Source organism: Pseudomonas jessenii, from assembly GCF_002236115.1.
GTDB classification, from domain to species: domain Bacteria; phylum Pseudomonadota; class Gammaproteobacteria; order Pseudomonadales; family Pseudomonadaceae; genus Aquipseudomonas; species Aquipseudomonas jessenii.
In genome coordinates, this window is the sequence record NZ_NIWT01000007.1 from 270,313 (window position 1) to 292,550 (window position 22,238).

Here is a 22,238-nt window from a genome sequence, read left to right on the forward strand (position 1 = left end):
TTCAGCGCCCATCAGGCAGAAACCGCCACCGCCGGATCTTCGCCCGGTGCAGTCGGTCTCGGGATTGTTCGCCCCGTGCGCCGGGTGTTCATCGTCCGATAAGACTAAGGCCAGGACTGCGCCCGCCCCGTACAAATCGCTTAGTCCGCTTGGACGATGTTGCGCGCAAGTCGTGACTCCATAGTCGCCCACAGCACCAATCACTCCCCTGAAATGCAGGTCGGGCAGGTCTGACCTGGGCCATGAGGACGACATGATAAAAACAATAATCGCCCCACCAACACAGCACCCTCGCACACAGCTTGTTCTATTGATGCTGGCTGGTGGACTTAGCGCTCACGTTAACGCCATGAGCTTTCAGCCAAGCGAAGACTTGAGCATCGACTGGGACACCACACTGACCTACAGCCTCGCCTGGCGGACCGAGTCTCGCGATCACAAGCTGACCGCCAATGCCAACGGCAACGACGGCGACAACGCGTTCGACAAAGGCAGCCTGATCAACAACCGCAGCGGCTTTCTCACCGAAGCCAACATCAAGTGGCAAGACGACTACGGCGTGTTCGTCCGGGCGACGGGCTTCTACGACAACGTCTACGATCAGGACAACGACAACACCACCGGCACTTCCAACTGCTTCGCCGGCGGCCATTGCAGCAAACCCGACCGTTTCTCCCAGGACACCATCGACCAGCATCGCAATGAGTTGCGCATGCTCGACTACTACGCCTATGGCACCTGGGACGTGAGCGGCCATGCCCTCAACGCGCGCCTGGGTAATCAGGTGGTGAGCTGGGGTGAAAGTCTGTTCTATCCGGGTATTTCCGCGGCCCAGAGCCCGGTGGACGCGACCAAGGCGACCACCCCGGGCGTCGAGGTCAAGGAAATCCTGCTGCCGGTCGGCCAACTGTTCACCCAGTTCGCCCTGACCGAAAGCCTGGGTATCCAGGCCTACTACCAATACAAGTGGGAGAAAACCGAGCTGTTCGGCGTGGGTAGTTACTTCTCCACCACCGACTTCATCGACGAGGGCGGCTTCAACGACGCCTCCGGTTTCGTCACCCGCCTCAAGGACGACAAGCCGAGCGACAGCGGCCAGTACGGTGTGGCCTTCACCTACGCCGCCGAGTCGCTGAACAACACCGAGTTCGGCCTCTTCTACTCGCGCTATCACGACAAGACGCCGTCGCTGGATTTTGCGACGAACCTGGGCCGCTACCAGGTGCGCTACTTCGACAATATCGACCTGTTCGGTGCGAGTTTCGCCACGGTGCTGGGCGATGTCAGCTGGGCCGGTGAAGTCAGCTACCGAGACGGCACGCCAGTGATGGTCGACAACGGTTTCTCCAGCCCCGTGCGCGGCAAGACCATACAAGCACAAACGTCGATGATCTACGTGCTCGGCCCGACCTCCTTCGCCGACAACACCAGCCTGACCGGCGAGCTGGTCTACAACACCGTGGTCAGCAACGACGAGTCGCAGCCAGTGACCCTGGCCCCTGGTTTCGCGCTGCCGGGCACCGACAGCCTGGTCTATGACCGCGATGCCTGGGGCTACACGGTGCAGGCGAACTTTGACTACAACGACGTGTTCAGCGGATGGGACATGTCGGTGCCTGTCACCTTCAGCGCCGCCGCCCACGGCGACAGCTCGATGGTCGGCTCGATCAACGCCGGCCAGAACGATAACCGCGCCAGCATCGGCAGTTCGTGGCGCTACCTGGGCAACTTCACCGTCGAGGCCCGCTACAACGCCTACCTCGGCAGCGCCAACAACAGCCCGTTGGCCGACCGCGACAACGTCGCGCTCAACTTCAAGTACCGGTTCTGATTCCCCTGTCGGAGGAGCACAGCATGTCCAGATTCACCCAAACATTATTGAGCACTGCGCTGACCGTCGGCCTGCTCGGCAGTGGCCTGGCCTACGCCAAGGTCAGCCCCGAAGAAGCCGCCCGCCTGGGCCAGGACCTGACCCCGATGGGCGCCGAAAAAGCCGGCAACGCCGACGGCAGCATCCCGGCCTGGTCCGGCAAATGGCGCGGCCTGCCGCCAGGACTCAAATACGCCGGCCCCGGCACGCCGTACCCGGATCCGTACGCCGCGGAAAAACCGCTGTTCGTGATCGATTCGAAGAACATGGACAAGTACGCCGACAACCTGACCGATGGCCAGAAGGCGCTGTTCAAGCGATACCCGGATACTTTCAAGATCCCGGTCTACCCGAGCCACCGCGACTTCCGCCTTGATCAGCGCCTGGAAGACCAGATCAAGAAAAACGCCGTCACTGCCGAACTCGAGAATGACAACAACGACACCAAAAACGCCTGGGGTGCCTCGCCGTTCCCGATCCCGAAGAACGGCAGCGAGTTGATGTTCAACCATACCTTGCAGGGGCGCGCCAACACTGAAGAGGCCAACTACGGCCAGGCGGTGGTGTACTCCAACAAGGAAAAGGTGCTGGAAGAGGTCAACTACAAGATCTTCTCGATCTGGTCGAGCCCGGACAAAACCCTGGAGGCCGCGAACGGTGTATCCACCCACTTCCTGCTCACCACCCTGGAACCGGTGCGCAAGAAAGGCGAGATCGTGGTCGGTCACGAGTTCATCAATCCGACCGCCTCCCCGCGCCAGGCCTGGCAGTACAGCCCCGGCCAACGGCGGGTACGTCGCGCGCCGACCGTGGGTTATGACTCGCCGACCGGCGCGGGAGGTTTTCGCGTGTACGACGAAGACCGCTTGTTCAACGGTGCGCCAGACCGCTACAACTGGACCATCGTCGGTAAGAAGGAAATCTACATTCCGTACCACAACTACAAGATCGACGACCCGAGCGTAACGGCCGACCAGATCCTGAACACCACCGGCCACGTCGATCCGCAGTACATGCGCTACGAGAAACACCGCGTCTGGGTGTTGCAGGCCAACCTCAAGGAAGGTGCCCGCCACGTATACGCCAAGCGCGTGCTGTACCTGGACGAGGACACCTGGTCCGCGACCATGGCCGACAACTACGACAGCCGTGGCCAGTTGTGGCGCACCAACATGCAGACCTCGATCTACGCCTATGAGATGCAGCGCTACCACGCTCGCCTTGGCATCTACCACGACCTGATCGCCGGCTCTTACCTGGTTGACCGCATGCTGATCGATCAAAAGCCGGCCAAGCTCAACGCCACCGCCTTCACTGAAGACGAATTCACCCCTGGCAATCTGCGCAAACTCGGCACCCGCTAAACTCACCGCGCCCCGACCGAATCATTCGGTCGGGGCGTTGTGCTTTGTAAAATCCGCTGCGCCCACGGAAGACTTCGCCATGAACAAACTCCTCACCGGCATCATCGCCATGGCCAGCGTTGGCCTGTCGATGCAAGCCAACGCCCTGAACATCCTGCTGACCAACGACGATGGCTGCCGCGCGCCCGGCATCGATGCGATGTACCGGGCGCTGACCGCCGCCGGGCACAAGGTCACCCTGGTCGGCCCGTTGAACGACAGCAGCGGCATCAGCGCCGCCAGCGTGGTCGTACCCGGCCAAGCCCTGGCGGTGACCGAACTGGCGCCAGGCAAATTTTGCGTCGGGCCGCCGCAGGACTACACCCCGCCCGCCGGCAAGACCTCCGCCATCGGCACGCCGGTGGATGCGGTCAACGTCGGCCTCGACGTGATCCTCAAGGATTCGCCGCCAGACCTGGTGGTGTCAGGCAGCAACTTCGGCGAAAACGTCGGCCCGCTTACGCAGATGTCCGGCACCCTCAACGCCGCCGTTCGCGCGATGTTCAAGGGAATTCCGGCGGTGGCGGTGTCCACGGGTATCGACATGGACCTGATCATCCGCGACCAGCAGGCCGGCTACCGCAAGACCCTCGACGCCATGGACGACACGGCGCGCTTTGCCGTGAAGGTCATCGAACAGGCGGGCCTGGCCGGCACAGACGCCAAACAGGCCTGTGCCAGGAACAAACATCAGTGTGATTTGAACGTGCTCGGCCTGCCGGGTGTCAGCGGCCTGAACCTCAACTACCCGCCCCTCAAACCCGATGAAGTCAAAGGCGTGAGCTTTGCGCCGATCGGCAATTGGGATCGGGTCAACTTCACCTCCCAGCGCGGCGCCGACGGCGTGGTCCACGTCAACCTGGCCGCCCCGTCGACACCGACCGAAACCCAGCAAAAGGCCGATGCCTATCAACTGTGGCAAGGCCACGCGGTGATCACCGTGATCGACGGCAACATGACCGCGCCGCAGGCGATGCAAGATCAGGCGAAGAAGATACTGCGCGGGGTCAGGCCTTAAGCAAGCACGGAACGGTGTTAATCACAAAACCATTGCTCGCGATGAGGCCGACACATTCACCATCGATGTCGACTGACAGACCGCTATCGCGAGCAAGCTCGCTCCCACAGGGTTATCTGGTGTGCGCAACATCTGCGGCTATCCAAAAATCATTGTGGGAGCGAGCTTGCTCGCGATGAGGCCGGCCCAGTCCACATCAATCTCGCCTGACTGTCCGCCATCGCGAGCAAGCTCGCTCCCACAGGGTTAGCGGGTGTGCACAACATCTGCGGCTATCCAAAAATCATTGTGGGAGCGAGCTTGCTCGCGATGAGGCCGGCCCAGTCAACTTCAAACTCGCCTGACTGTCCGCCATCGCGAGCAAGCTCGCTCCCACAGGGTTAGCGGGTGTGCACAACATCTGCGGCTATCCAAAAACCAGTGTGGGAGCGAGCTTGCTCGCGATGAGGCCGGCCCAGTCCACATCAAACTCGTCTGACAGACCGCCATCGCGAGCAAGCTCGCTCCCACAGGGTTAGCGGGTGTGCACAACATCTGCGGCTATCCAAAAACCAGTGTGGGAGCGAGCTTGCTCGCGATGAGGCCGGCCCAGTCCACATCAATCTCGCCTGACAGTCCGCCATCGCGAGCAAGCTCGCTCCCACAGGGTTAGCGGGTGTGCACAACATCTGCGGTTATCCAAAAATCATTGTGGGAGCGAGCTTGCTCGCGATGAGGCCGGCCCAGTCCACATCAATCTCGCCTGACAGTCCGCCATCGCGAGCAAGCTCGCTCCCACAGGGTTAGCGGGTGTACGCAACATCTGCGGCTATCCAAAAATCATTGTGGGAGCGAGCTTGCTCACGATGGTGGCTACGCGGTTACGGATCAAACCCAGATCGCATCCCACAACGGATAGTCGCCAAGCTTCTCAACCAACCCAGCCCGCAACGGGTTCGCGACAACATATCGAGCAAGCTTGACCAGGTCCTCATCCCGCCTCAACGCCCGATCGTGATAGCCCTGCTGCCATAGACTGCCTTTACGTCCGACGGACATGTTCACGGCCCGCGTACTCAATGATTTGGTTTTTTGCATCAGCTGACTGAGTGAGCACTGCTGCAACTCGATCAACCAATGAAAATGATCGGGCATGACAACCCACGCTAAAGAGTTCGCCCAGTATTGTTCCTGTGCATATTGAAATTGCTTGACGACCAGCCTGCCCAAACCGAAATCCTTGAAAACCGGTTCTCGATCCAGCGTGTTGCTCGTCAACAGGTAAACCCTGTTGGGCTCGGCATAGCGGCCGATGCGCAGACGAAATGAAGCAGGTAAATCAGGCATTCCTTTGCCCTCTCCATGGTGAATTCAGGAGCAAGGCTAGACCGGTGGATGCTTGGGCGTTGGGTCAACGTTTGACCGGATGTGACCAATCGATAGCTATCGCGAGCAAGCTCGCTCCCACAGGGTTAGTCGGTGTACGCAACATCTGCGGGTATCCAAAAACCATTGTGGGAGCAAGCTTGCTCCCACAATGGTTTTTGTGTTTGCTTCAGACTACAGGTTGAAACGGCACAAACTCCGTCACTTCCAGATCAAACCCGGACACGGCGGTGTACGGCACCGGCGAACTCATCAGGCGCATTTTGCGCACGTTCTGGTCGCGCAGGATCTGCGCGCCAATGCCCAAAGTCCGTTGCGGAAACTGTGGCGCCCGGTGCTTGCCGCCGCTGCGCTGACGCAGTTGCTCAAGCACGCCCTCGGCGGATTCCTTTTGCGCCAGCAGCACCAGCACACCGCTACCGGCCGCCGCGATACTGGCCAGCGAACGCTCCAGCGTCCACTGTTGCGGCCCGCCTTCGCTTTCACACCCCAGCACGTCACGCAACGTCTCGATGCTTTGCACCCGCACCAACACCGGTTGCGTGCTGTCGATCCGGCCCTTGACCAGCGCCAGGTGCAGCGAGCCCTGGTAGGTGTCCTGATAGGTGGTCACCTGGAACTCACCGTGGCGGGTATGCAACGGATATTCGCCGCCGCGCTCGATTGTGCCTTCATGCAGGATGCGGTAGTGAATCAGGTCGGCAATGGTGCCGATCCGCAAGCCATGACGTTGGGCGAACTCATGCAATTCGGCACCACGGGCCAGTTCGCCGTCCTCATTGAGTATGCCCACCAGGGTTGCCGCCGGTTGCAGCCCCGCCAGACGTGTCAGGTCGCAAGCGGCCTCGACATGTCCGGCCCGCTGCATCACGCCACCGGGCAAGGCTTGCACCGGGAAGATATGCCCCGGTTGCACCAGGTCCGTTGGAACGCTGGCCGGGTCGACCGCCACCTGGATCGACCGCGCACGGTCCGCCGCCGAGATACCCGTGGACACCCCGGTGGCGGCTTCGATCGAGCGGGTAAAACCCACGCCATGTTGCGCCCGGGAGTTGGGCACCATCAGGTCCAGGCCCAGCGCGCGACAGCGCTGCTCGGTCAGGGCCAGGCAAATCAGCCCGCGTGCCTGCACCGCCATGAAGGTGACGGCTTCGGCCCCGGCCTGTTCGGCGGCCATCAGCAACGAGCCTTCGCCGTTGTGTTCGTCGTCGGTGATCACCACCATCCGACCGGCGCCGATGGCCTCGATCAGTTGCGGTACCGTATTGAAAGCCAGGCCGTTCATTTGAGCGCCCCGCGCAGGTCGGCTGCCGCATCAGACAAGGCATGTGCCGCCCCTTCGACAAATGGCGCCATGCTGATAAAGCCGTGGATCATGCCGTCACAACGCTGTACGCGCACAGGCACGCCGGCCTCGCGCAGACATTCGGCCATTGCCTCGCCCTCATCGCGCAACGGGTCGAATTCGGCAGTCATCAGGGTCGTTGGCGGCAATCCCGCCAGGCTCTCGGCACGCAACGGCGAGGCCAATGGATCATCCGCCTGCCCGACGTCTTGCAGATACTGCTGCCAGAACCAGCGCATCATTGCGGCGGAAAGCAGATAGCTCTCGGCAAAGTCTTCGAAGGACTGACTGTCGCAGCCTGCGTCAGTGACCGGGTAAAACAGGCACTGATAGCTGATCTTCGGCCCTTGGCGTCGTGCCGCCAACTGACTGACCGCCAGCGCCAGATTGCCCCCGGCGCTGTCTCCGGCCACAGCCAGCCGGCTGCCATCGACGCGCAGTTCAGCCGCGTGCTCGACCAGCCAGCAGGTGGCCGCATAACAATCGAGAGGCGCAGCGGGGAACTTGCTTTCCGGCGCCAGTCGGTAGGCGACCGACACCACCACCGCTTCGGTCTGGCGGGCCAGCGAGCGACAGAGATTGTCGTGGGTCTCGAGATTGCCCATGACAAACCCGCCACCATGGAAAAACACCAGCAACGGCAGGTCGGGTTCTTCCGATGGCCGGTACAGCCGTGCGTCCAGTTCACCGTCCGCGCCGGCCACCCGCAAGTCGCGCACTTCGCTCATCGGATCGCCGGGGATGGCCGGCAGCAGGTTGTCGGAGAACTGCCGGTACTGAGCGGCATCGACCTGGCTGAAATCGGGCTCGGGGATGTCGCGAAATTGCTGGAGCACCCCAGCGATCTGCTTATCGAGCGGCATGGGCATCGTCCTCTACGTCGGCCATTTGAAACTGCGGATTGGTCTCGCCCAGGATGCTTTGTACCCGGCGCTCAAGGGCCGGCTTGAAACCCTTGTGGGGCAGGATCCAGAAGCGTTTTTGCGCGATGGCGGCGAACACTTGCGCGGCCAGTTCCGCCGGGGTCATGCCCTGGCGAATGGTGCTGTCGAGCAGTTGGCTGAAGTCGGATCCGGCGATGTCCACCACCTGGTTCGACGCCATGATTTCACTGGCCACCGGCCCCGGGCACAGCACCGAAACCGATACCGGTGCACCGATCATGGCGAGTTCGTAATGCAGGGTTTCCGAGAGCGCGACCACCGCCTGCTTGGTCACGTTGTACGGCGCCATCAGCGGACTGCTGACCAGCCCGGCAAGGGACGCGGTGTTGATCACATGGGCTGCCCGGCCCTGACTGAGCAGCAACGGCACAAAGCTGCGAATGCCGTTGATAACGCCGTTGAGGTTGACGTCCAGCATGCGCTGCCATTGCGTCTCGGTGATTTCCCAGCTGAAGCCGGTTTGCATCACCCCGGCATTGTTAAACAGCAGGTCGACCCCGCCGAAGTGCTCGACAGCCCGGTCACGCAAGCCCTCGACCTGTTTCACATCACTGACATCGGTGACGCAGGCAATCGCTTGCACACCGCCGGCCTTCATTTCGTCGCACAGGGCTTGCAAGCCCGCTGCATCCCAATCCGCCAGCACCAGGCGCATGCCCAGTGTCGCCGCGTGTTCGGCCAGGCCACGGCCAATACCACTCGCGGCCCCGGTAATCACCGCTACCGGCCCTTGTTCATTACTCATCGCCAACTCCTGCCATGGGTCCAATGGCGCCAGTAGAGCGGGCCTACTTAAAGCAGCCATCGTCCATTCAGACGATGCCCGCTTTTACAGGGGCGGCAGAATCCGTTACATGCGCCAACCCCGTGATCCCTTGGGAGAATAATAAGATGAGTACCCTGCACCGCATCGAAGCCAAACTGCTGGAAGACCGCTACGCCCGCGGCTGGCATTGCCTGGGCCTGGCCGCGCAATACCGCGACGGCAAGGCCCATCGCCTGGAGGTGTTCGGCACCCGTCTGGTGGCGTTCCAGGGTGAAGACGGCGAGCTGCATATTCTTGATGGCTACTGCCCGCACATGGGCGCCGACCTGAGCACCGGTTGCGTTGAAGGCAACTCGATCCGCTGCCCGTTCCACGCCTGGCGTTGGGGTGCCGATGGCGTGTGCGATGACATCCCCTACGCCAAGCGCATCCCGCCACGGGCCAAAATCAAAAGCTGGCCGATCATGGAAGAGAACCAGTTGCTGTTCGTCTGGAATGACCCCGAAGGCAACCCCCCGCTGCCGGAACAACGCATTCCGCGCATCGACGCCTGCTACAGCGACGAATGGGCGGCGTGGGAAGTCGCTGAGCTGCAGATTGACACCAACTGCCGCGAACTGATCGACAACATCGCCGATATGGCGCACTTCGGTACCGTCCATGGCGCGCCGGTCGACGAGTTCATCAATATTTTCCAGGGCCACCTGGCCACCCAGATCATGCGCGCCCGCAGCGAGCGCCTGTCCGGCGACAGCGTGCTGACCACCGAGGCCACCTATTTCGGCCCGGCCTATCAGATCACCGAGATGAACGGTGCCATGAACGGCCAGCCGATCCACTCGATCCTGCTCAACTGCCATGTGCCGGTCGACCTCGACAGTTTCACCCTGCGCTACGGCGTGCTGGTGAAGAAGATCCCGGGCTTGAGCGAAGAGCAGAACCAGGCGATGGCCAAGGCCTACGTGGCGCAGGCGCAGGCAGCCTTCTACGAAGACGTGGCCATCTGGCACAGCAAGACCCGCGTCGATAACCCGCTGTTGTGTGACGGCGACGGTCCGGTCTATCAGTTGCGCCGTTGGTACGAGCAGTTCTACACCGACGTCGAGGCGCTGTCGGCGGACGTTGCCGAACACAAGAAGTTTGTCGTGCGCGCCAGCGAACGGGTCTGACGCCAGCGGTTTTTCGCCCGTCATGGGCCTGTTCGGCAGCCGCCGGTCAGGCCCTGAGCCCGAGCGTTGCAAGGAGTCGATACCGGCGCTTATTCTCGGCCACCGCCAACGCTAATAATAAAAACGGTTTTTCCCTATGCAGCAGAGCCTCAGCCTCGATACGTTCAGTGATTTGATCGGCAACCTCTATCAGGGTCCGCTGGAAACCATTCCCTGGGCTACTTTTCTCAATCAGCTCAATGTGCATCTGAACAGCAAGTACGTGACCTTCATCCTGCGTCCGCCCAGCGCCCACGTGGACGGCTTGATGGTCAACACCACCGGCACCTCGACCGAGGCGACCGCGTCGTACAACAAACACTTTTTCAGCCTAGATCCGTTTGTCGACCTGCCCAACCGCCAGGTGGTGACCCTCGCCGAGTTCGTCTCCAACGACGACTGGCAGAATTCCGAGTTCTACAAGAACTTCCTTGAACCGGTGGACGTGTTCCACATCCTCGGTGCCGACATCAACACCGTCGACGGCGCCCAGTGCCGCATTCGCATCAGCCGCGGACGTGACGACAAGCCGTTCGGCAATGAAGAAAAGGCCATGCTCACGCATTTCATTGCGCACCTGGAACGTTCGATCAAGATCCACATGCAGCTCAACCGCATCGAAGCCGAACGCAATCTGTACGCCGGCGCGGTGAACCAGATGGCGGTCGGCACGATCATCCTCGATGAGGCCGGCAAGGTACTGCAGACCAACCAGGTCGCCGACCGGCTGATCCAGGAAAAGGACGGCATCAAACTGGTCAACGATGGGCTGCAGGTCGGTACGGCCCGGGACACCCAGGAGTTCCGTCGCCTGGTCAAGCAATCGCTGCTGTCGCAAAAAAGCAGCAACCCGTCGGTGGTCGAAGCCCTGCGCGTGCAGCGGCCGTCCGGCAAAGCGGACCTGGGGATCATCGTGCGCTCGGTGCCATTGACCGACTGGAGCGAAGGCAAGCAGTGCCCGACCGTGGTGATTTTCATCAGCGACCCGGAGCAACAATCCACCGCACCGCAGGAAATCGTTCGCGCGCTGTTCGACTTCACCCCGGCGGAAACCCAGCTGGCGATGTTGCTGGCCAACGGCTTGACCCTCGACGAAGCCTCGGAGGAGCTGGGCATCAGCCGCAACACCTCGCGGGCACACCTGCGCTCGACCTTCTCCAAGACCGGCGTGACCCGCCAGACCATGCTGGTGCGCCTGATCCTGCGCAGCGTGGCGACCCTCGGCTAGCCCTCATTGCCGCCCTCGTCCGCTCGGACGATGGCGGCTCCCGTTGCACAGCGCACAGTGTCTTTATCCCAAACAGGGGACTGCCCCATGCGCAACTGCCCAACCATCCTCAAGACTGAACTGCTGGCGCAAAGCGGCCACTTTCAGATCGAAGCCCTGCACCTGCAATTCAGCAACGGCCAGCAGCGGGTCTACGAACGCCTGCGCGGCACCGGTTATCGCTCGGTGATGCTGGTGGCGATGCCCGATCCAGAGCATGTGCTGTTGGTGCGCGAATACGCGGTCGGTGTGGAAAAAACCATTCTCGGCCTGCCCAAGGGCGGCGCCGAGCCCAATGAAGACTACTTGCAGGCGGCGCAGCGCGAGCTGAGCGAAGAAGTCGGAATGCGCGCCGAACGCCTCACTGAACTGGGCGAGCTGACCCTGGCACCGGGGCACTTGTGCCACCGCTACCGAGTCGTACTGGCCGAACAACTGAGCCCCTGCCAACTCGAAGGCGACGAACCCGAACCCCTGGAGTGCCTGCGTGTACCACTGGCGCAAATCCCTGAACTTGTGGCCCGCGGTGAACTCCACGAGGCCAGGGCGATTGCGGCGCTGTTCATGGCAATAGGCGCCCTCGCCCGACGAACCTGACACCACACCGGCACATCCAACATCCATGTCGCCTGATAGGCCGCTATCGCGAGCAAGCTCGCTCCCACCGGATCGCGGCCAGACGCAAATCCCGGGAACGCCCGATAAACCTGTGGGAGCGAGCTTGCTCGCGATGAGGCCGGCACATCCAACACCCATGTCGCCTGATAGGCCGCCATCGCGAGCAAGCTCGCTCCCACAGGGGATCACGGCCAGGCACAGATCCCGGGGACGCCCAATAAACCTGTGGGAGCGAGCTTGCTCGCGATGAGGCCGGCACATCCAACACCCATGTCGCCTGATAGGCCGCCATCGCGAGCAAGCTCGCTCCCACAGGGGATCAAACACCCACAACGGAAGGGGCAGTTTCAAATTGGTCGGCTAGTCCATTCGGACGAGGCGACTCGCGCGCTGCAGCCATAACCTGTCTCTACAACAATAAAACCGTGTCGAGACTCATCATGCGCAAAACGACTTGTGCTCTGTTCATCATCCTCTGTGCGGGTGCTTCCACCAGTCTGTGCCAACTGTTCAAGAACGAAGCCTACCGACCGACCACGGCTTACTTCAGCTGTTCGAGCTCGGCCATCAACTGCTACCCGCCCGTGGTGCGCAATCTGCTGCCTTGAGCACGGTTTCCACCGGCCTAAAAAAAAACCACCGGATCGGTGGTTTTTTCGTTGTCGCATTAATCAGGTCGGCAGTACACCCCTGGCCCGCGACAGGGTCAGCGCCAGGTCTTCGATCATGTCTTCCTGGCCACCCACGGTTCCGCGTCGGCCCAGCTCCACCAGCAGTTCGCGAGCAGCGATGCCGTACTTCTGCTCGGCACGCTTGGCGAACAACAGGAACGAGCTGTAGACCCCGGCGTAACCGAGTGTCAGTGCGTCCCGGTCGAGGCGGATCGGCTGGTCCATCATCGGCACCACCAGGTCTTCGGCCACGTCCATGATCTTGTACAGGTCGACGCCGCTGTTGACGCCCATGCGCTCCAGCACCGCGACGAACACTTCCAGCGGCGTATTGCCCGCTCCCGCGCCAAGACCCGCGACCGAACCGTCGATCCGTGCAGCACCGGCCTCGATGGCAGCCAGGGAGTTGGCGATGGCCATGCCCATGTTGTGGTGGCCGTGGAAACCGACTTCGGTCCCGGCGTTCAGTCCCGCACGCAGGGCCCCGATCTTTTGCGTCACTTCATCGGGCAGCATGTAGCCGGCCGAGTCAGTGCAATAGATGCAATTGGCGCCGTAGCTTTCCATCAACCGCGCCTGCTCCAGCAGTTTTTCCGGGCTGACCATGTGCGCCATCATCAGGAAGCCAACGGTGTCCAGGCCCATCTTCGCCGACATGCCGATGTGCTGGCCGGACACGTCCGCCTCGGTGCAGTGGGTCGCCACACGAATGGTCGACACGCCGTGTTCGTGGGCCATCTTCAGGTGGTCGAGGGTACCGATCCCCGGCAACAACAGGGCCGAAACCTTGGCCTGTTTCATCTTCGGAATCACCGCAGAGAAGTATTCCTCGTCGCTGTGGGCCGGGAAACCGTAGTTCAGCGAAGCACCGCCCAGACCATCGCCGTGGGTGATTTCGATCAGCGGCACACCGGCCGCATCGAGACCGGTGGCCACCGAGACCATTTGTTCGATACTGATCTGGTGCTGTTTGGCGTGCATGCCGTCGCGCAGGCTCATGTCATGCAGACGGACGCTCTTACCTTGCAAATTCATAGCGATTCTCCACTCAACGGGCAGGCAATTGCAGGGTGCCCTTGTGGGCTTCTTCGGCGAACATCTCGGCCGTGCGCAAACCGGCGGCGGTCATGATGTCGAGGTTGCCGGCGGACTTGGGCAGAAAATCGCCGAGGCCTTCGACCTCGATGAAGATCGACACCTTGCGCCCGTCGAACACCGGCCCGTTGATCAGCTTGTAGCCGGGCACATAGCGTTGCACTTCACGGACCATCTCCAGCACCGAGGTGCGGATTGCATCCTGGTTCGGCTCGTCATCGGTCAGGCAATGGATGGTGTCGCGCATCATCAGCGGCGGCTCGGCCGGGTTGATCACGATGATCGCCTTGCCGCGTCGGGCGCCGCCGATCTTCTCCACCGCACCGGCGGTGGTGCGGGTGAACTCGTCGATGTTCTGCCGCGTGCCCGGGCCCACCGAACCGGAGGACACCGTCGCGACGATTTCGCCGTAGCTCACTGGCTGCACCCGCGACACCGCCGCCACCATCGGGATGGTCGCCTGACCACCGCAGGTGACCATGTTGACGTTCATCGCCAGGCTCGACGCGTGCTCTTTGAGGTTGACCGGCGGCACGCAGTACGGACCGATGGCCGCCGGCGTGAGGTCGATCATGATCACCCCGAGCTCGTTGAGCTTGCGGCTGTTTTCCGCATGTACGTAAGCCGAGGTGGCATCGAAGGCAATGCGAATGTCATCGTCGAGGACGTGAGGCAGCAAGCCATCGACACCGCCGGCGGTGGTTTTGATGCCCATTTCCCGGGCACGCTTCAGGCCTTCGGATTCAGGGTCGACGCCAACCATCCACACCGGCTCGATCCATTGCGATCGGCACATTTTCATCAGCAGATCGGTGCCGATGTTGCCCGGGCCGATAATGGCCGCTCTGAGTTTTTTGCTCATGGGGTCAAACTCCAAAAGTCAGGCGCAGAAAGACACCCGGGCACTGCCCAGGCCATCAATGGTCAGTTCAAAACGGTCGCCGGCACGGGCCGGTTCCAGCGGTACCAGCGAGCCGGACAGGATGATTTCCCCGGCCTTGAACGGAATGCCGAAGGCGCCCAGGGTATTGGCCAGCCACGCCACCGCAGTCAATGGATTTCCCTGAACCGCCGAACCCAGGCCTTCACTCAGGGGCTCTGCGTTTTTGAACACACGCATGCGCAAATTCGGCAGGTCCAGTTCGCGCGGATCCACCTTGCTGTCGCCCAACACAAACACTCCGCAAGAAGCGTTGTCAGCGACCGTGTCCTGGATGCGGATGCGCCAGTCGTGAATCCGCGAGTCGACGATCTCGAAACACGGCATCACGTATTCGGTGGCGGCCAGCACGTCGGCTTCGGTGATGCCGGGGCCGACCAGGTCATGCTTGAGCTTGAAGGCGATCTCGCCCTCGGCACGGGGCTGGATCAGTTTGTTGGCGGACAGGGAAATTTGCGCATCGTCATCGAACGACATCTGCCGTGTGATGAAGCCGAAATCCGGCTGATGCACGTTGAGCATCTGCTGCACTGCCGCCGAGGTCACGCCGATTTTCTTGCCGACGATCTGGTCACCGGCCGCCACCCGACGCTCAATGGCGTACAGGGAAATATGATAGGCGTCTTCGATGCTGATCGACGGCCAGCGCTCGGTCAGCGGCGCCAGGGTGGAGCCGCTGAGCAGCGCCTGATAAAGCTCTTCGCCGAACTCACGGCGCAATTGCACGCTCATCCACGGGCCTCCTGAAAAAACGCCAGGCACTGGCGGTTGAAAAAGTCACGGTGCTCGACCTGGACCCAATGCCCGCACTCGCTGAGCATCACGAAACGTATTTGGGTGCAGTGTTCAAGCATGGTCTGGGCACCGGAGGACGGGCAGAACTTGTCGTTCATGCCCCAGAAACCGAGGATCGGGCACTGCAATTCACCCAGGCGCGACGTCATGTTCGGCACCTGCATGGTCGACAGCACGCACACCGGTTGCTGCTTAACCACGGCGACGCGCTCGTTCACCGTTTCGTCGCTGATCAGGGTTTCGTCGAACAGTTGCAGGGCCAGCAGGCGACGCATGCCCGCCGCATCGTTCAGCTCACCCTTGGCGAAAGCCGCGCCCATTTTCTGGATGCCTTCCATCTGCAGGTAATACTGTTCTTTTTCCATCAGGCCACCGGGCGCCATCAGCACCAGACGGCTGATACGCTGCGGTTGGTCGAGGGCCAGTTTGATCGCGATCGCGCCGCCCAGGGAGTTGCCGACCAGCACGCAACGCTGGATGTCGAGGGCATCGAGCAAACCGCTGAGGGCGGCGACAAAGAAGTCCAGGGTGTAGAGGGTGTCGGGCTTGTCCGAAGCGCCGTAGCCGGGCAAATCCGGGACGATCACCCGGTAACCGGCTTCGGCGAACAGCGGGTAATTCTGCTTGAAGTTGCTGTGACCGCTGGCACCCGGTCCGCTGCCATGGATGAAAATCACCGGCTCGCCGTTGCCGGTGTCTTTGTAGTGCAGCTGCAAACCATCCGGCAGCGTAACGAAGTGCCCTTGCGCTGAAGCGCCCATAAGGTGTCCTCCCGGCCTGTTGTTGTCGCCGGATTATTCCGAGGGCCCGGACAATCAACATCGTCCGACAGGACTACGCACCTGCACTGTGTAGGAGCGAGCTCGCTCGCGATGATCGCCAACGATGACGCTGGATACCTGACACCCCGCGGTGTTCTCAGGTCCATCGCGAGCAGGCTCGCTCCTACAGACAATCTCTAGTCCCTTTGGACGTTGGCCTGCCGGGGTTGCAGACCTAGCATCGGTTACATTCCCGAGCGACTGAATGAGACACCCCCATGCTTGATCCAATGGACTTTCGCGGCAAAGTGGTACTGGTCACCGGAGGTGGCAAAGGTGTGGGTCGCGGCATCAGCCAGCGCTTTCTGGACTGTGGCGCCGAGGTGGTGATTTGCGGTCGCGAAGCACCACAAACCTTGCCGGCCAGCGCCGGGCGCGAGGCGGTGTTCGTGGCCTGCGACCTGCGGGATGTCGAGCAGTCCGGGCGCTTGATTACGCAGATCGTCGAGCGCTTCGGCCGCCTCGATGTGCTGGTCAACAACGCCGGCGGTTCACCGAATGCCGACGCCGCCACGGCTTCGCCGCGCTTCAGCGAGGCAATCATCCGCCTGAACCTGATTGCGCCACTGAACCTGTGCCAGCAGGCCAACCAGGTGATGCAGGCCCAGGCCGACGGTGGCGCGATCATCAACATCTGCAGCGTCAGCGCCACCCGCCCTTCCCCCGGCACCGCCGCTTATGGCGCGGCCAAGGCCGGCTTGCTCAACCTGACGACCTCGCTGGCGGTGGAATGGGCGCCCAAGGTGCGGGTCAACGCCGTGACCGCCGGGCTGATTCTCACCGAGCAGGCGGCCATGCATTATGGTGACGACGCGGGCATTGCCAGGGTGGCGGCGACCATTCCGTTGCAACGCCTGGCGACCCCGGAGGATATTGGCGATACCTGCCTGTACCTGGCATCGACATTGGCCCGTTACGTCAGCGGCGCGGACATCGCGGTGCATGGCGCGGGAGAACGCCCGGCATTTCTCGATGCGGCTCAATCCCATCCATAAGAGGACTTTCGACATGCCCGTAGCCAGCCACAGCGTTGTGCTGAACCTCACGCGACAAGCCGCATGGACCAAACTACGCGACCTGAGCCTTGCCCCGCACTATGTACCAGACCTGACCGGTTGCCAGTTTCATCCTGGCGCAACGGAAGGTATCGGCGCCAGTCGCCGGGTGTTGCGCAAGGGCGGTCAGTATCTGGATGAAAGCGTGGTGCAGTGGCAGGAAGGCACGGGGTTCGTACTGCGGTTGCACAAGGGCGGCAATGACTCGCCCTTTCCGTTTCGCGAAGCGAGTTTCAGTTATGCCTTGCAAGCCGAAGGCAACGCGACCCGCATCACTCTGCAAATGAGTTACAGCCTGCGCGGTGGCAAGCTGTTTGAAGGGTTGCTGGCCAAGGCTTTCAACAAGGTCGTTCGGCAGATTGCCGAGAACCTCAAGGCCTACTACGAAACCGGCCGAACGCAGAATCCGGATATGGCTGTCAGCACATCCAATATCAATGCTGCCTGATACACCGCCATCGCGAGCAAGCTCGCTCCCACAGGGGATTGAGGGCGCTCGCAATGCCGGCGTCACCACAAAAACTGTGGGAGCTAGCTTGCTCGCGATGAGGTCGGCACATTCAACATCAATGCTGCCTGACACACCGCCATCGCGAGCAAGCTCGCTCCCACAGGGGATTGGGGGCTCGCAATGCCGGTGTCATCACAAAAATTGTGGGAGCGAGCTTGAACTGGCCTAATAATTCCGGACACCTCTTAAGGGCGATATGATTTCGCCAACTTGGAGGTTCCATGAACGAAAGAAAGGTCTATACCCGCGAGTTCAAGCTGCATGCTGCCAGCATGGTGCTTGATGATAACTGCCCGGTTCCAGACGTTTGTGCATCGCTGGATATCGGGCCCACCGCTTTACGGCGTTGGGTCGATCAGGTTCGCAAGGAGCGCGAGGGGCAGCCAGTCAAAGGCACCAAGGCGATTACCGAAGATCAGCGCCAGATCCAGGAACTAAAGGCCAAGATCAAGCGCATGGAAATGGAAGCCGAGATCTTAAAAAAGGCTACCGCTCTCTTGATGTCGGATCCCGATCGTTTTCGATGATTGCGGAACTAAGAGAGTCGTTCCCGACAGCTGTCGTGTGTCGTGTTTTCGATGTGAAGCGCAGCAGCTTTTACGAGTGGCTTCAGCGGCGAGCCCAACCGCGGATCAGGCGCGAAGAGCTCAAGCTCAAAGTGGTTGAACTGCACAGCGAAAGCCGCGAAGCCATGGGCTCCAGAATGATCAGCAAGGGCCTGAAGTCCCAAAACATTGCAGTTGGAAGAGGCCTTGTCCGAGCGCTGATGAGGGAGGCCAACATTGTCAGTAAACAACGCCAGCCTCACCCATTCAGATCCAAAGGAGTGGAAGCGTTTGTCGCGCCCAATCGGCTCAAGCGCAACTTCAAACCGGCTGCAGTCGATCAGGTCTGGTGTGGCGACGTGACCAGCTTGATGGTGGGCGAGCGCTGGGTTCATCTGGCCATCGTCATCGATTTGTTTGCTCGCCGGGTCATCGGTTGGGCATTTTCGCTGGTCAATGACGCCAACTTGGTCAGCAAGGCGCTACGCATGGCGGCAGAGGTTCGAACGTGCCCTGCGGGGCTGATGTTTCACTCGGATCAGGGTTGTCAGTACACCAGCCGCAAGTTTCAAGAAGAACTGAAGCGTCGTGACATATTGCAAAGCATGAGCCATCGCGGGCAGTGCTGGGACAACGCTCCAACAGAGCGATTTTTCGGCACGCTGAAATCAGAATGGGTGCCTCGTAGTGGCTACAGCAAGATCGAGGAAGCCAAAACCGATATGGTGCGCTTCTTCATGTACTACAACCGCACCAGGCTCCACAGCTACAACAACTATCTGTCGCCAATAGCCATGGAGCAAAAAGCGGCATAAACACCGTAACCGGTGTCCGGGATTACTTGACCAGTTCAGCTTGCTCGCGATGAGGTCGGCACATCCACCATCAATGCTGCCTGACATGCCGCCATCGCGAGCAAGCTCGCTCCCACAGGGATTGGGGTGTGCTCGCAATGCCGGCGTCACCACAAAAACTGTGGGAGCTAGCTTGCTCGCGATGAGGTCGGCACATTCAACATTGATGTTGCCTGACATGCCGCCATCGCGAGCAAGCTCGCTCCCACAGGGGATTGGGGGCTCGCAATGCCGGCGTCACCACAAAAAAATTGTGGGAGCGAGCTTGCTCGCGATGAGGTCGGCACATCCAACATTGATGTTGCCTGACATGCCGCCATCGCGAGCAAGCTCGCTCCCACAGGGGATTGGGGTGTGCTCGCAATGCCGGCGTCACCACAAAAACTGTGGGAGCTAGCTTGCTCGCGATGAGGTCGGCACATTCAACATTGATGTTGCCTGACATGCCGCCATCGCGAGCAAGCTCGCTCCCACAGGGGATTGGGGTGTGCTCGCAATGCCGGCGTCACCACAAAAATTGTGGGAGCGAGCTTGCTCGCGATGAGGTCGGCACATCCAACATCAATGCTGTCTGACATTCCGCCATCGCGAGCAGGTTCGCGCCTACAGGAGCCACCTCTGGAGTGAGCAACCTTCAGGAACGCGCCACTTCCGAGTGAGCGGTAAAACGGGTGGCGACAATCTTCCATTGCCCGGCGATACGCTGATAACGGTCCTGATAGAACCCACCCAACTGCCGCGTCGCCCCGCTCTCGCCATCCAGGTTGAAATACCACAGGGCCCAACGGCCCTGGGCTTCATCTTCGCTTAGCACATCGATTTCCGGGTTGGCGCCGTGATGCAGGTCGATCACCCGCTCATGGCAAGCCAGTTCGCGGTACAGCGCGACAAAACTGTTGCGCTCACGAAAGGTCCCCAACGGGCCGTAATCGATCAGTACTTCACCTTCGGCAAAGCAGTCGGCAATCACCTCGACCTGCTTGAGGTCGCAGGCGTTGAGGTAGCGATGCTTGAGCTGGCGAATATCCTCCAGCGCTTCCAGGCGGGCGATCCGCTGCTCCAGGTTCATGCTGCACCTCGCGTCGTCACATTGACCTCACTCCAGTAGGCTTTCATCGAGCGGACCTTGCCGTCGGTATCGAATTCCATCACGTCGATCACATGCAGCGAGCACGGTTGCCCGCCCCACTCCATGTCGACCCGGAACGGCATCGCGCCGCAACCGTTGAGGGTCGCGCGAACCGGGCCGGTCTGGGTTGCGGAGACTTTCATCGCCCCCAGTCCTTCACGGTAAAAGCGCGCGATAGCGTCGATGCCCTGCAACGGCGCCTGGCCGACCGGGTCTTCAACGGTGGCGTCTTTGGCATAGAGCGCGAGGATGCCGTCGATGTCGCCGGCATCCACCAACTCCACGTAACGCGCCATTGTCGTCTGGATATGTTGTGCGCTGATCATTCAGACCACCTCGAATAGAGCAGCAGCGCCCATGCCGCCACCGATGCACATGCTCACCACCACGTAACGCAAGCCGCGACGCTGGCCTTCGACCAATGCGTGGCCGACCATCCGCGCCCCGGACATGCCGAACGGATGGCCGATGGCGATCGCCCCGCCGTTGACGTTGAGGCGCTCGGCCGGAATGCCCAGGGTGTCACGGCAATGCAGCACCTGGCAGGCGAACGCTTCGTTCAACTCCCAGAGGCCGATGTGGTCCATGGTCAGGCCATGACGCTTGAGCAGTTTCGGAATCGCGTAGATCGGGCCGATGCCCATCTCGTCGGAATTGCAGCCGGCGACGGCCATGCCGCGATAGATCCCCAGCGGTTCCAGGCCACGTTTCTCGGCCATTTTCGCGCTCATCAACACCGAGGCCGACGCACCGTCGGACAACTGCGAGGCGTTGCCGGCGGTGATGAAACGACCCTTTTCGCTCCACTGACCACCCGGCCATACCGGCTCCAGCGCCTTCAGGCTCTGGAGAGTGGTGTCGATGCGGTTGCACTCATCGCGCAGCAAGGTGACGGTTTCATAACTGGTTTCGCCGGTGGCCTTGTCGAACAGTGCCTTGCGGCTGGTCAGCGGCGCGAGCTCCCGGTCGAAGCGTCCGGCGCTCTGGGCCTGTGCGGTACGCAACTGGCTCTGGTAGCTGTATTCGTCCTGTTCGTCTCGGGAGATGCCGTAGCGCGCGGAGACGATCTCGGCGGTTTCGATCATCGGGATGTAGGCGTGCGGGTCCAGCTCGATCACCGAACCCGACTGATTGCGATACAGGTTCTTGTGCTTGTTCTGCACCAGGGAAATCGACTCCAGGCCACCGGCCACGGCGATGTCGATTTCGTCGCACATGATGCCCTTGGCGGCCATGGCGATACTCATCAGTCCCGACGAGCACTGGCGCTCGACGGCCATCCCGGCAACCGATGCCGGCAAGCCTCCGGCAATCGCGCACAGACGCCCCAGGTTATAGGACTGCGTACCCTGCTGCGCGGCGGCGCCGATGATCACGTCGTCCACTTCATCCGGTTCGATACCGGCACGGCGCACGGCTTCGCGCACCACATGTCCGCCCAGTTGCGGCGCTTCGGTGTCATTGAACGCACCGCGAAAGGCTTTGCCGATCGGGGTGCGGGCCGTGGAAACGATGACGGCTTCTTTCATGCTGGATTCCTCGAAAATGCTGTTGAAGGTCAGGCCGGGTAATAACGACTGATGGTGTCGACCACGCAGCCAGGGCGTTCCTCGCCGTCGATTTCGACGCTGACGCGGATGGTCGCCTGTACGCCGCCCTTCACTTCCTCGACCGCGATCAGTTGCGCACTGCCGCGCACCCGCGAGCCGACGCGCACCACCGAGGGGAAGCGCACCCGCTCACAGCCGTAATTGACGCCCATGGCCAGGCCACGGACCTCGACGATCTGCGGCAAGAACAGATTGACCAGCGACAGGCTCAGGTAGCCATGGGCAATGCAGGCGCCAAACGGACCGTTGGCGGCCTTGAGCGGATCGACGTGAATCCACTGGTGATCGCCCGTGGCGTCGGCAAACAGATTGATTCGGTCCTGACCCAGCAGCAGCCATTCGCTGACACCGAGCTCCTGGCCCACGGCGTCGAACAAGGCCATCGGCGTGTCGAAAATACGTGGCATG

At 61.3% G+C, this 22,238-nt stretch carries 23 protein-coding genes; 11 read left to right on the forward strand and 12 right to left on the reverse strand.

What is annotated here, in order from left to right; all coding sequences use genetic code 11:
* The first annotated feature begins 313 nt into the window (after positions 1 to 313).
* From PSJE_RS24090 to surE, 3 genes are all read left to right on the forward strand, one after another.
* Complete coding sequence (locus tag PSJE_RS24090; RefSeq protein ID WP_306345028.1) at positions 314 to 1,831, forward strand: DUF1302 domain-containing protein; 1,518 nt, start codon at positions 314 to 316, stop codon at positions 1,829 to 1,831.
* 23 nt (positions 1,832 to 1,854) lie between these two features.
* On the forward strand, positions 1,855 to 3,234 hold the full coding sequence (locus PSJE_RS24095; protein ID WP_090456747.1) for a DUF1329 domain-containing protein: 1,380 nt from the start codon (positions 1,855 to 1,857) through the stop codon (positions 3,232 to 3,234).
* Positions 3,235 to 3,313: 79 nt separating this feature from the next.
* On the forward strand, positions 3,314 to 4,291 hold the full coding sequence (surE, locus tag PSJE_RS24100) for a 5'/3'-nucleotidase SurE (RefSeq protein ID WP_090456749.1): 978 nt from the start codon (positions 3,314 to 3,316) through the stop codon (positions 4,289 to 4,291).
* 867 nt (positions 4,292 to 5,158) lie between these two features.
* On the opposite strand, the gene PSJE_RS24105 is transcribed toward surE, so the two are convergent.
* From PSJE_RS24105 to PSJE_RS24120, 4 genes are all read right to left on the reverse strand, one after another.
* Positions 5,159 to 5,617: an REP-associated tyrosine transposase gene (locus tag PSJE_RS24105; protein WP_057714058.1), complete on the reverse strand. Its 459-nt coding sequence runs from the start codon at positions 5,615 to 5,617 to the stop codon at positions 5,159 to 5,161.
* A gap of 208 nt (positions 5,618 to 5,825) precedes the next feature.
* Positions 5,826 to 6,941 carry a 3,4-dihydroxy-2-butanone-4-phosphate synthase gene (locus tag PSJE_RS24110; RefSeq protein WP_090456751.1) on the reverse strand — a complete coding sequence of 372 codons (1,116 nt, stop codon included), beginning with the start codon at positions 6,939 to 6,941 and terminating at the stop codon, positions 5,826 to 5,828.
* The gene (locus PSJE_RS24115; protein ID WP_090456753.1) at positions 6,938 to 7,864 is read right to left on the reverse strand and encodes an alpha/beta hydrolase; all 927 of its coding nucleotides are present in this window, start codon (positions 7,862 to 7,864) and stop codon (positions 6,938 to 6,940) included. Before PSJE_RS24115 ends, PSJE_RS24110 begins: the two co-directional genes overlap by 4 nt.
* Positions 7,851 to 8,690, reverse strand: a complete 840-nt coding sequence (locus PSJE_RS24120; protein WP_090456755.1) for an SDR family NAD(P)-dependent oxidoreductase — start codon at positions 8,688 to 8,690, stop codon at positions 7,851 to 7,853. Before PSJE_RS24120 ends, PSJE_RS24115 begins: the two co-directional genes overlap by 14 nt.
* Before the next feature lie 146 nt (positions 8,691 to 8,836).
* Between PSJE_RS24120 and PSJE_RS24125 the strand changes: the two genes are divergently transcribed.
* The 4 genes from PSJE_RS24125 to PSJE_RS31380 all read left to right on the forward strand — a co-directional run bounded on the left by PSJE_RS24125 (position 8,837) and on the right by PSJE_RS31380 (position 12,412).
* A complete protein-coding gene (locus tag PSJE_RS24125) occupies positions 8,837 to 9,880 on the forward strand; it encodes a 3-ketosteroid-9-alpha-monooxygenase, oxygenase component (RefSeq protein ID WP_057714054.1) in 1,044 nt (347 codons plus the stop codon).
* Positions 9,881 to 10,016: 136 nt separating this feature from the next.
* Positions 10,017 to 11,147, forward strand: coding sequence for a helix-turn-helix transcriptional regulator (locus PSJE_RS24130; protein WP_057714053.1), 1,131 nt, complete (start codon positions 10,017 to 10,019; stop codon positions 11,145 to 11,147).
* 87 nt (positions 11,148 to 11,234) lie between these two features.
* Positions 11,235 to 11,783 (forward strand): ADP compounds hydrolase NudE, encoded by a 549-nt coding sequence (nudE, locus tag PSJE_RS24135; RefSeq protein WP_057714052.1) that lies wholly within the window; start codon positions 11,235 to 11,237, stop codon positions 11,781 to 11,783.
* A gap of 461 nt (positions 11,784 to 12,244) precedes the next feature.
* Entirely contained in the window at positions 12,245 to 12,412 is a 168-nt protein-coding gene (locus PSJE_RS31380; protein WP_167362873.1) for a hypothetical protein, read from the forward strand.
* Positions 12,413 to 12,475: 63 nt separating this feature from the next.
* On the opposite strand, the gene dmpG is transcribed toward PSJE_RS31380, so the two are convergent.
* The 4 genes from dmpG to PSJE_RS24160 are packed head-to-tail and all read right to left on the reverse strand — an operon-like array spanning position 12,476 to position 16,066.
* Positions 12,476 to 13,510, reverse strand: coding sequence for a 4-hydroxy-2-oxovalerate aldolase (gene dmpG / locus PSJE_RS24145; protein WP_057714051.1), 1,035 nt, complete (start codon positions 13,508 to 13,510; stop codon positions 12,476 to 12,478).
* A gap of 13 nt (positions 13,511 to 13,523) precedes the next feature.
* Positions 13,524 to 14,432 carry an acetaldehyde dehydrogenase (acetylating) gene (locus PSJE_RS24150; protein ID WP_090456759.1) on the reverse strand — a complete coding sequence of 303 codons (909 nt, stop codon included), beginning with the start codon at positions 14,430 to 14,432 and terminating at the stop codon, positions 13,524 to 13,526.
* Positions 14,433 to 14,450: 18 nt separating this feature from the next.
* Positions 14,451 to 15,242: a fumarylacetoacetate hydrolase family protein gene (locus tag PSJE_RS24155; RefSeq protein ID WP_057714049.1), complete on the reverse strand. Its 792-nt coding sequence runs from the start codon at positions 15,240 to 15,242 to the stop codon at positions 14,451 to 14,453.
* The gene (locus PSJE_RS24160; RefSeq protein WP_090456761.1) at positions 15,239 to 16,066 is read right to left on the reverse strand and encodes an alpha/beta fold hydrolase; all 828 of its coding nucleotides are present in this window, start codon (positions 16,064 to 16,066) and stop codon (positions 15,239 to 15,241) included. The genes PSJE_RS24155 and PSJE_RS24160 overlap by 4 nt, the downstream gene beginning before the upstream one ends.
* Before the next feature lie 278 nt (positions 16,067 to 16,344).
* On the opposite strand from PSJE_RS24160, the gene PSJE_RS24165 reads away from it, so the two are divergent.
* The 4 genes from PSJE_RS24165 to PSJE_RS24180 all read left to right on the forward strand — a co-directional run bounded on the left by PSJE_RS24165 (position 16,345) and on the right by PSJE_RS24180 (position 19,052).
* Entirely contained in the window at positions 16,345 to 17,121 is a 777-nt protein-coding gene (locus PSJE_RS24165; protein ID WP_090456762.1) for an SDR family oxidoreductase, read from the forward strand.
* A gap of 13 nt (positions 17,122 to 17,134) precedes the next feature.
* Complete coding sequence (locus tag PSJE_RS24170; RefSeq protein WP_090456764.1) at positions 17,135 to 17,629, forward strand: SRPBCC family protein; 495 nt, start codon at positions 17,135 to 17,137, stop codon at positions 17,627 to 17,629.
* A gap of 284 nt (positions 17,630 to 17,913) precedes the next feature.
* Positions 17,914 to 18,219, forward strand: coding sequence for an IS3 family transposase (locus tag PSJE_RS31755; RefSeq protein ID WP_008047186.1), 306 nt, complete (start codon positions 17,914 to 17,916; stop codon positions 18,217 to 18,219).
* Positions 18,216 to 19,052 carry an IS3 family transposase gene (locus PSJE_RS24180; RefSeq protein WP_235863926.1) on the forward strand — a complete coding sequence of 279 codons (837 nt, stop codon included), beginning with the start codon at positions 18,216 to 18,218 and terminating at the stop codon, positions 19,050 to 19,052. Before PSJE_RS31755 ends, PSJE_RS24180 begins: the two co-directional genes overlap by 4 nt.
* 673 nt (positions 19,053 to 19,725) lie before the next feature.
* Here the strand turns inward: PSJE_RS24180 and PSJE_RS24185 are convergent.
* Genes PSJE_RS24185 through PSJE_RS24200 form a run of 4 tightly spaced genes read right to left on the reverse strand, consistent with a single transcriptional unit; the run spans position 19,726 to position 22,237 of the window.
* Entirely contained in the window at positions 19,726 to 20,160 is a 435-nt protein-coding gene (locus PSJE_RS24185) for a nuclear transport factor 2 family protein (RefSeq protein WP_090456766.1), read from the reverse strand.
* The gene (locus PSJE_RS24190; RefSeq protein WP_090456768.1) at positions 20,157 to 20,546 is read right to left on the reverse strand and encodes a steroid Delta-isomerase; all 390 of its coding nucleotides are present in this window, start codon (positions 20,544 to 20,546) and stop codon (positions 20,157 to 20,159) included. The genes PSJE_RS24185 and PSJE_RS24190 overlap by 4 nt, the downstream gene beginning before the upstream one ends.
* Positions 20,547 to 21,749 carry an acetyl-CoA C-acyltransferase gene (locus PSJE_RS24195; protein ID WP_090456770.1) on the reverse strand — a complete coding sequence of 401 codons (1,203 nt, stop codon included), beginning with the start codon at positions 21,747 to 21,749 and terminating at the stop codon, positions 20,547 to 20,549.
* Positions 21,750 to 21,778: 29 nt separating this feature from the next.
* Positions 21,779 to 22,237 carry a MaoC family dehydratase gene (locus PSJE_RS24200; protein ID WP_057714042.1) on the reverse strand — a complete coding sequence of 153 codons (459 nt, stop codon included), beginning with the start codon at positions 22,235 to 22,237 and terminating at the stop codon, positions 21,779 to 21,781.
* Position 22,238: the final 1 nt, after the last annotated feature.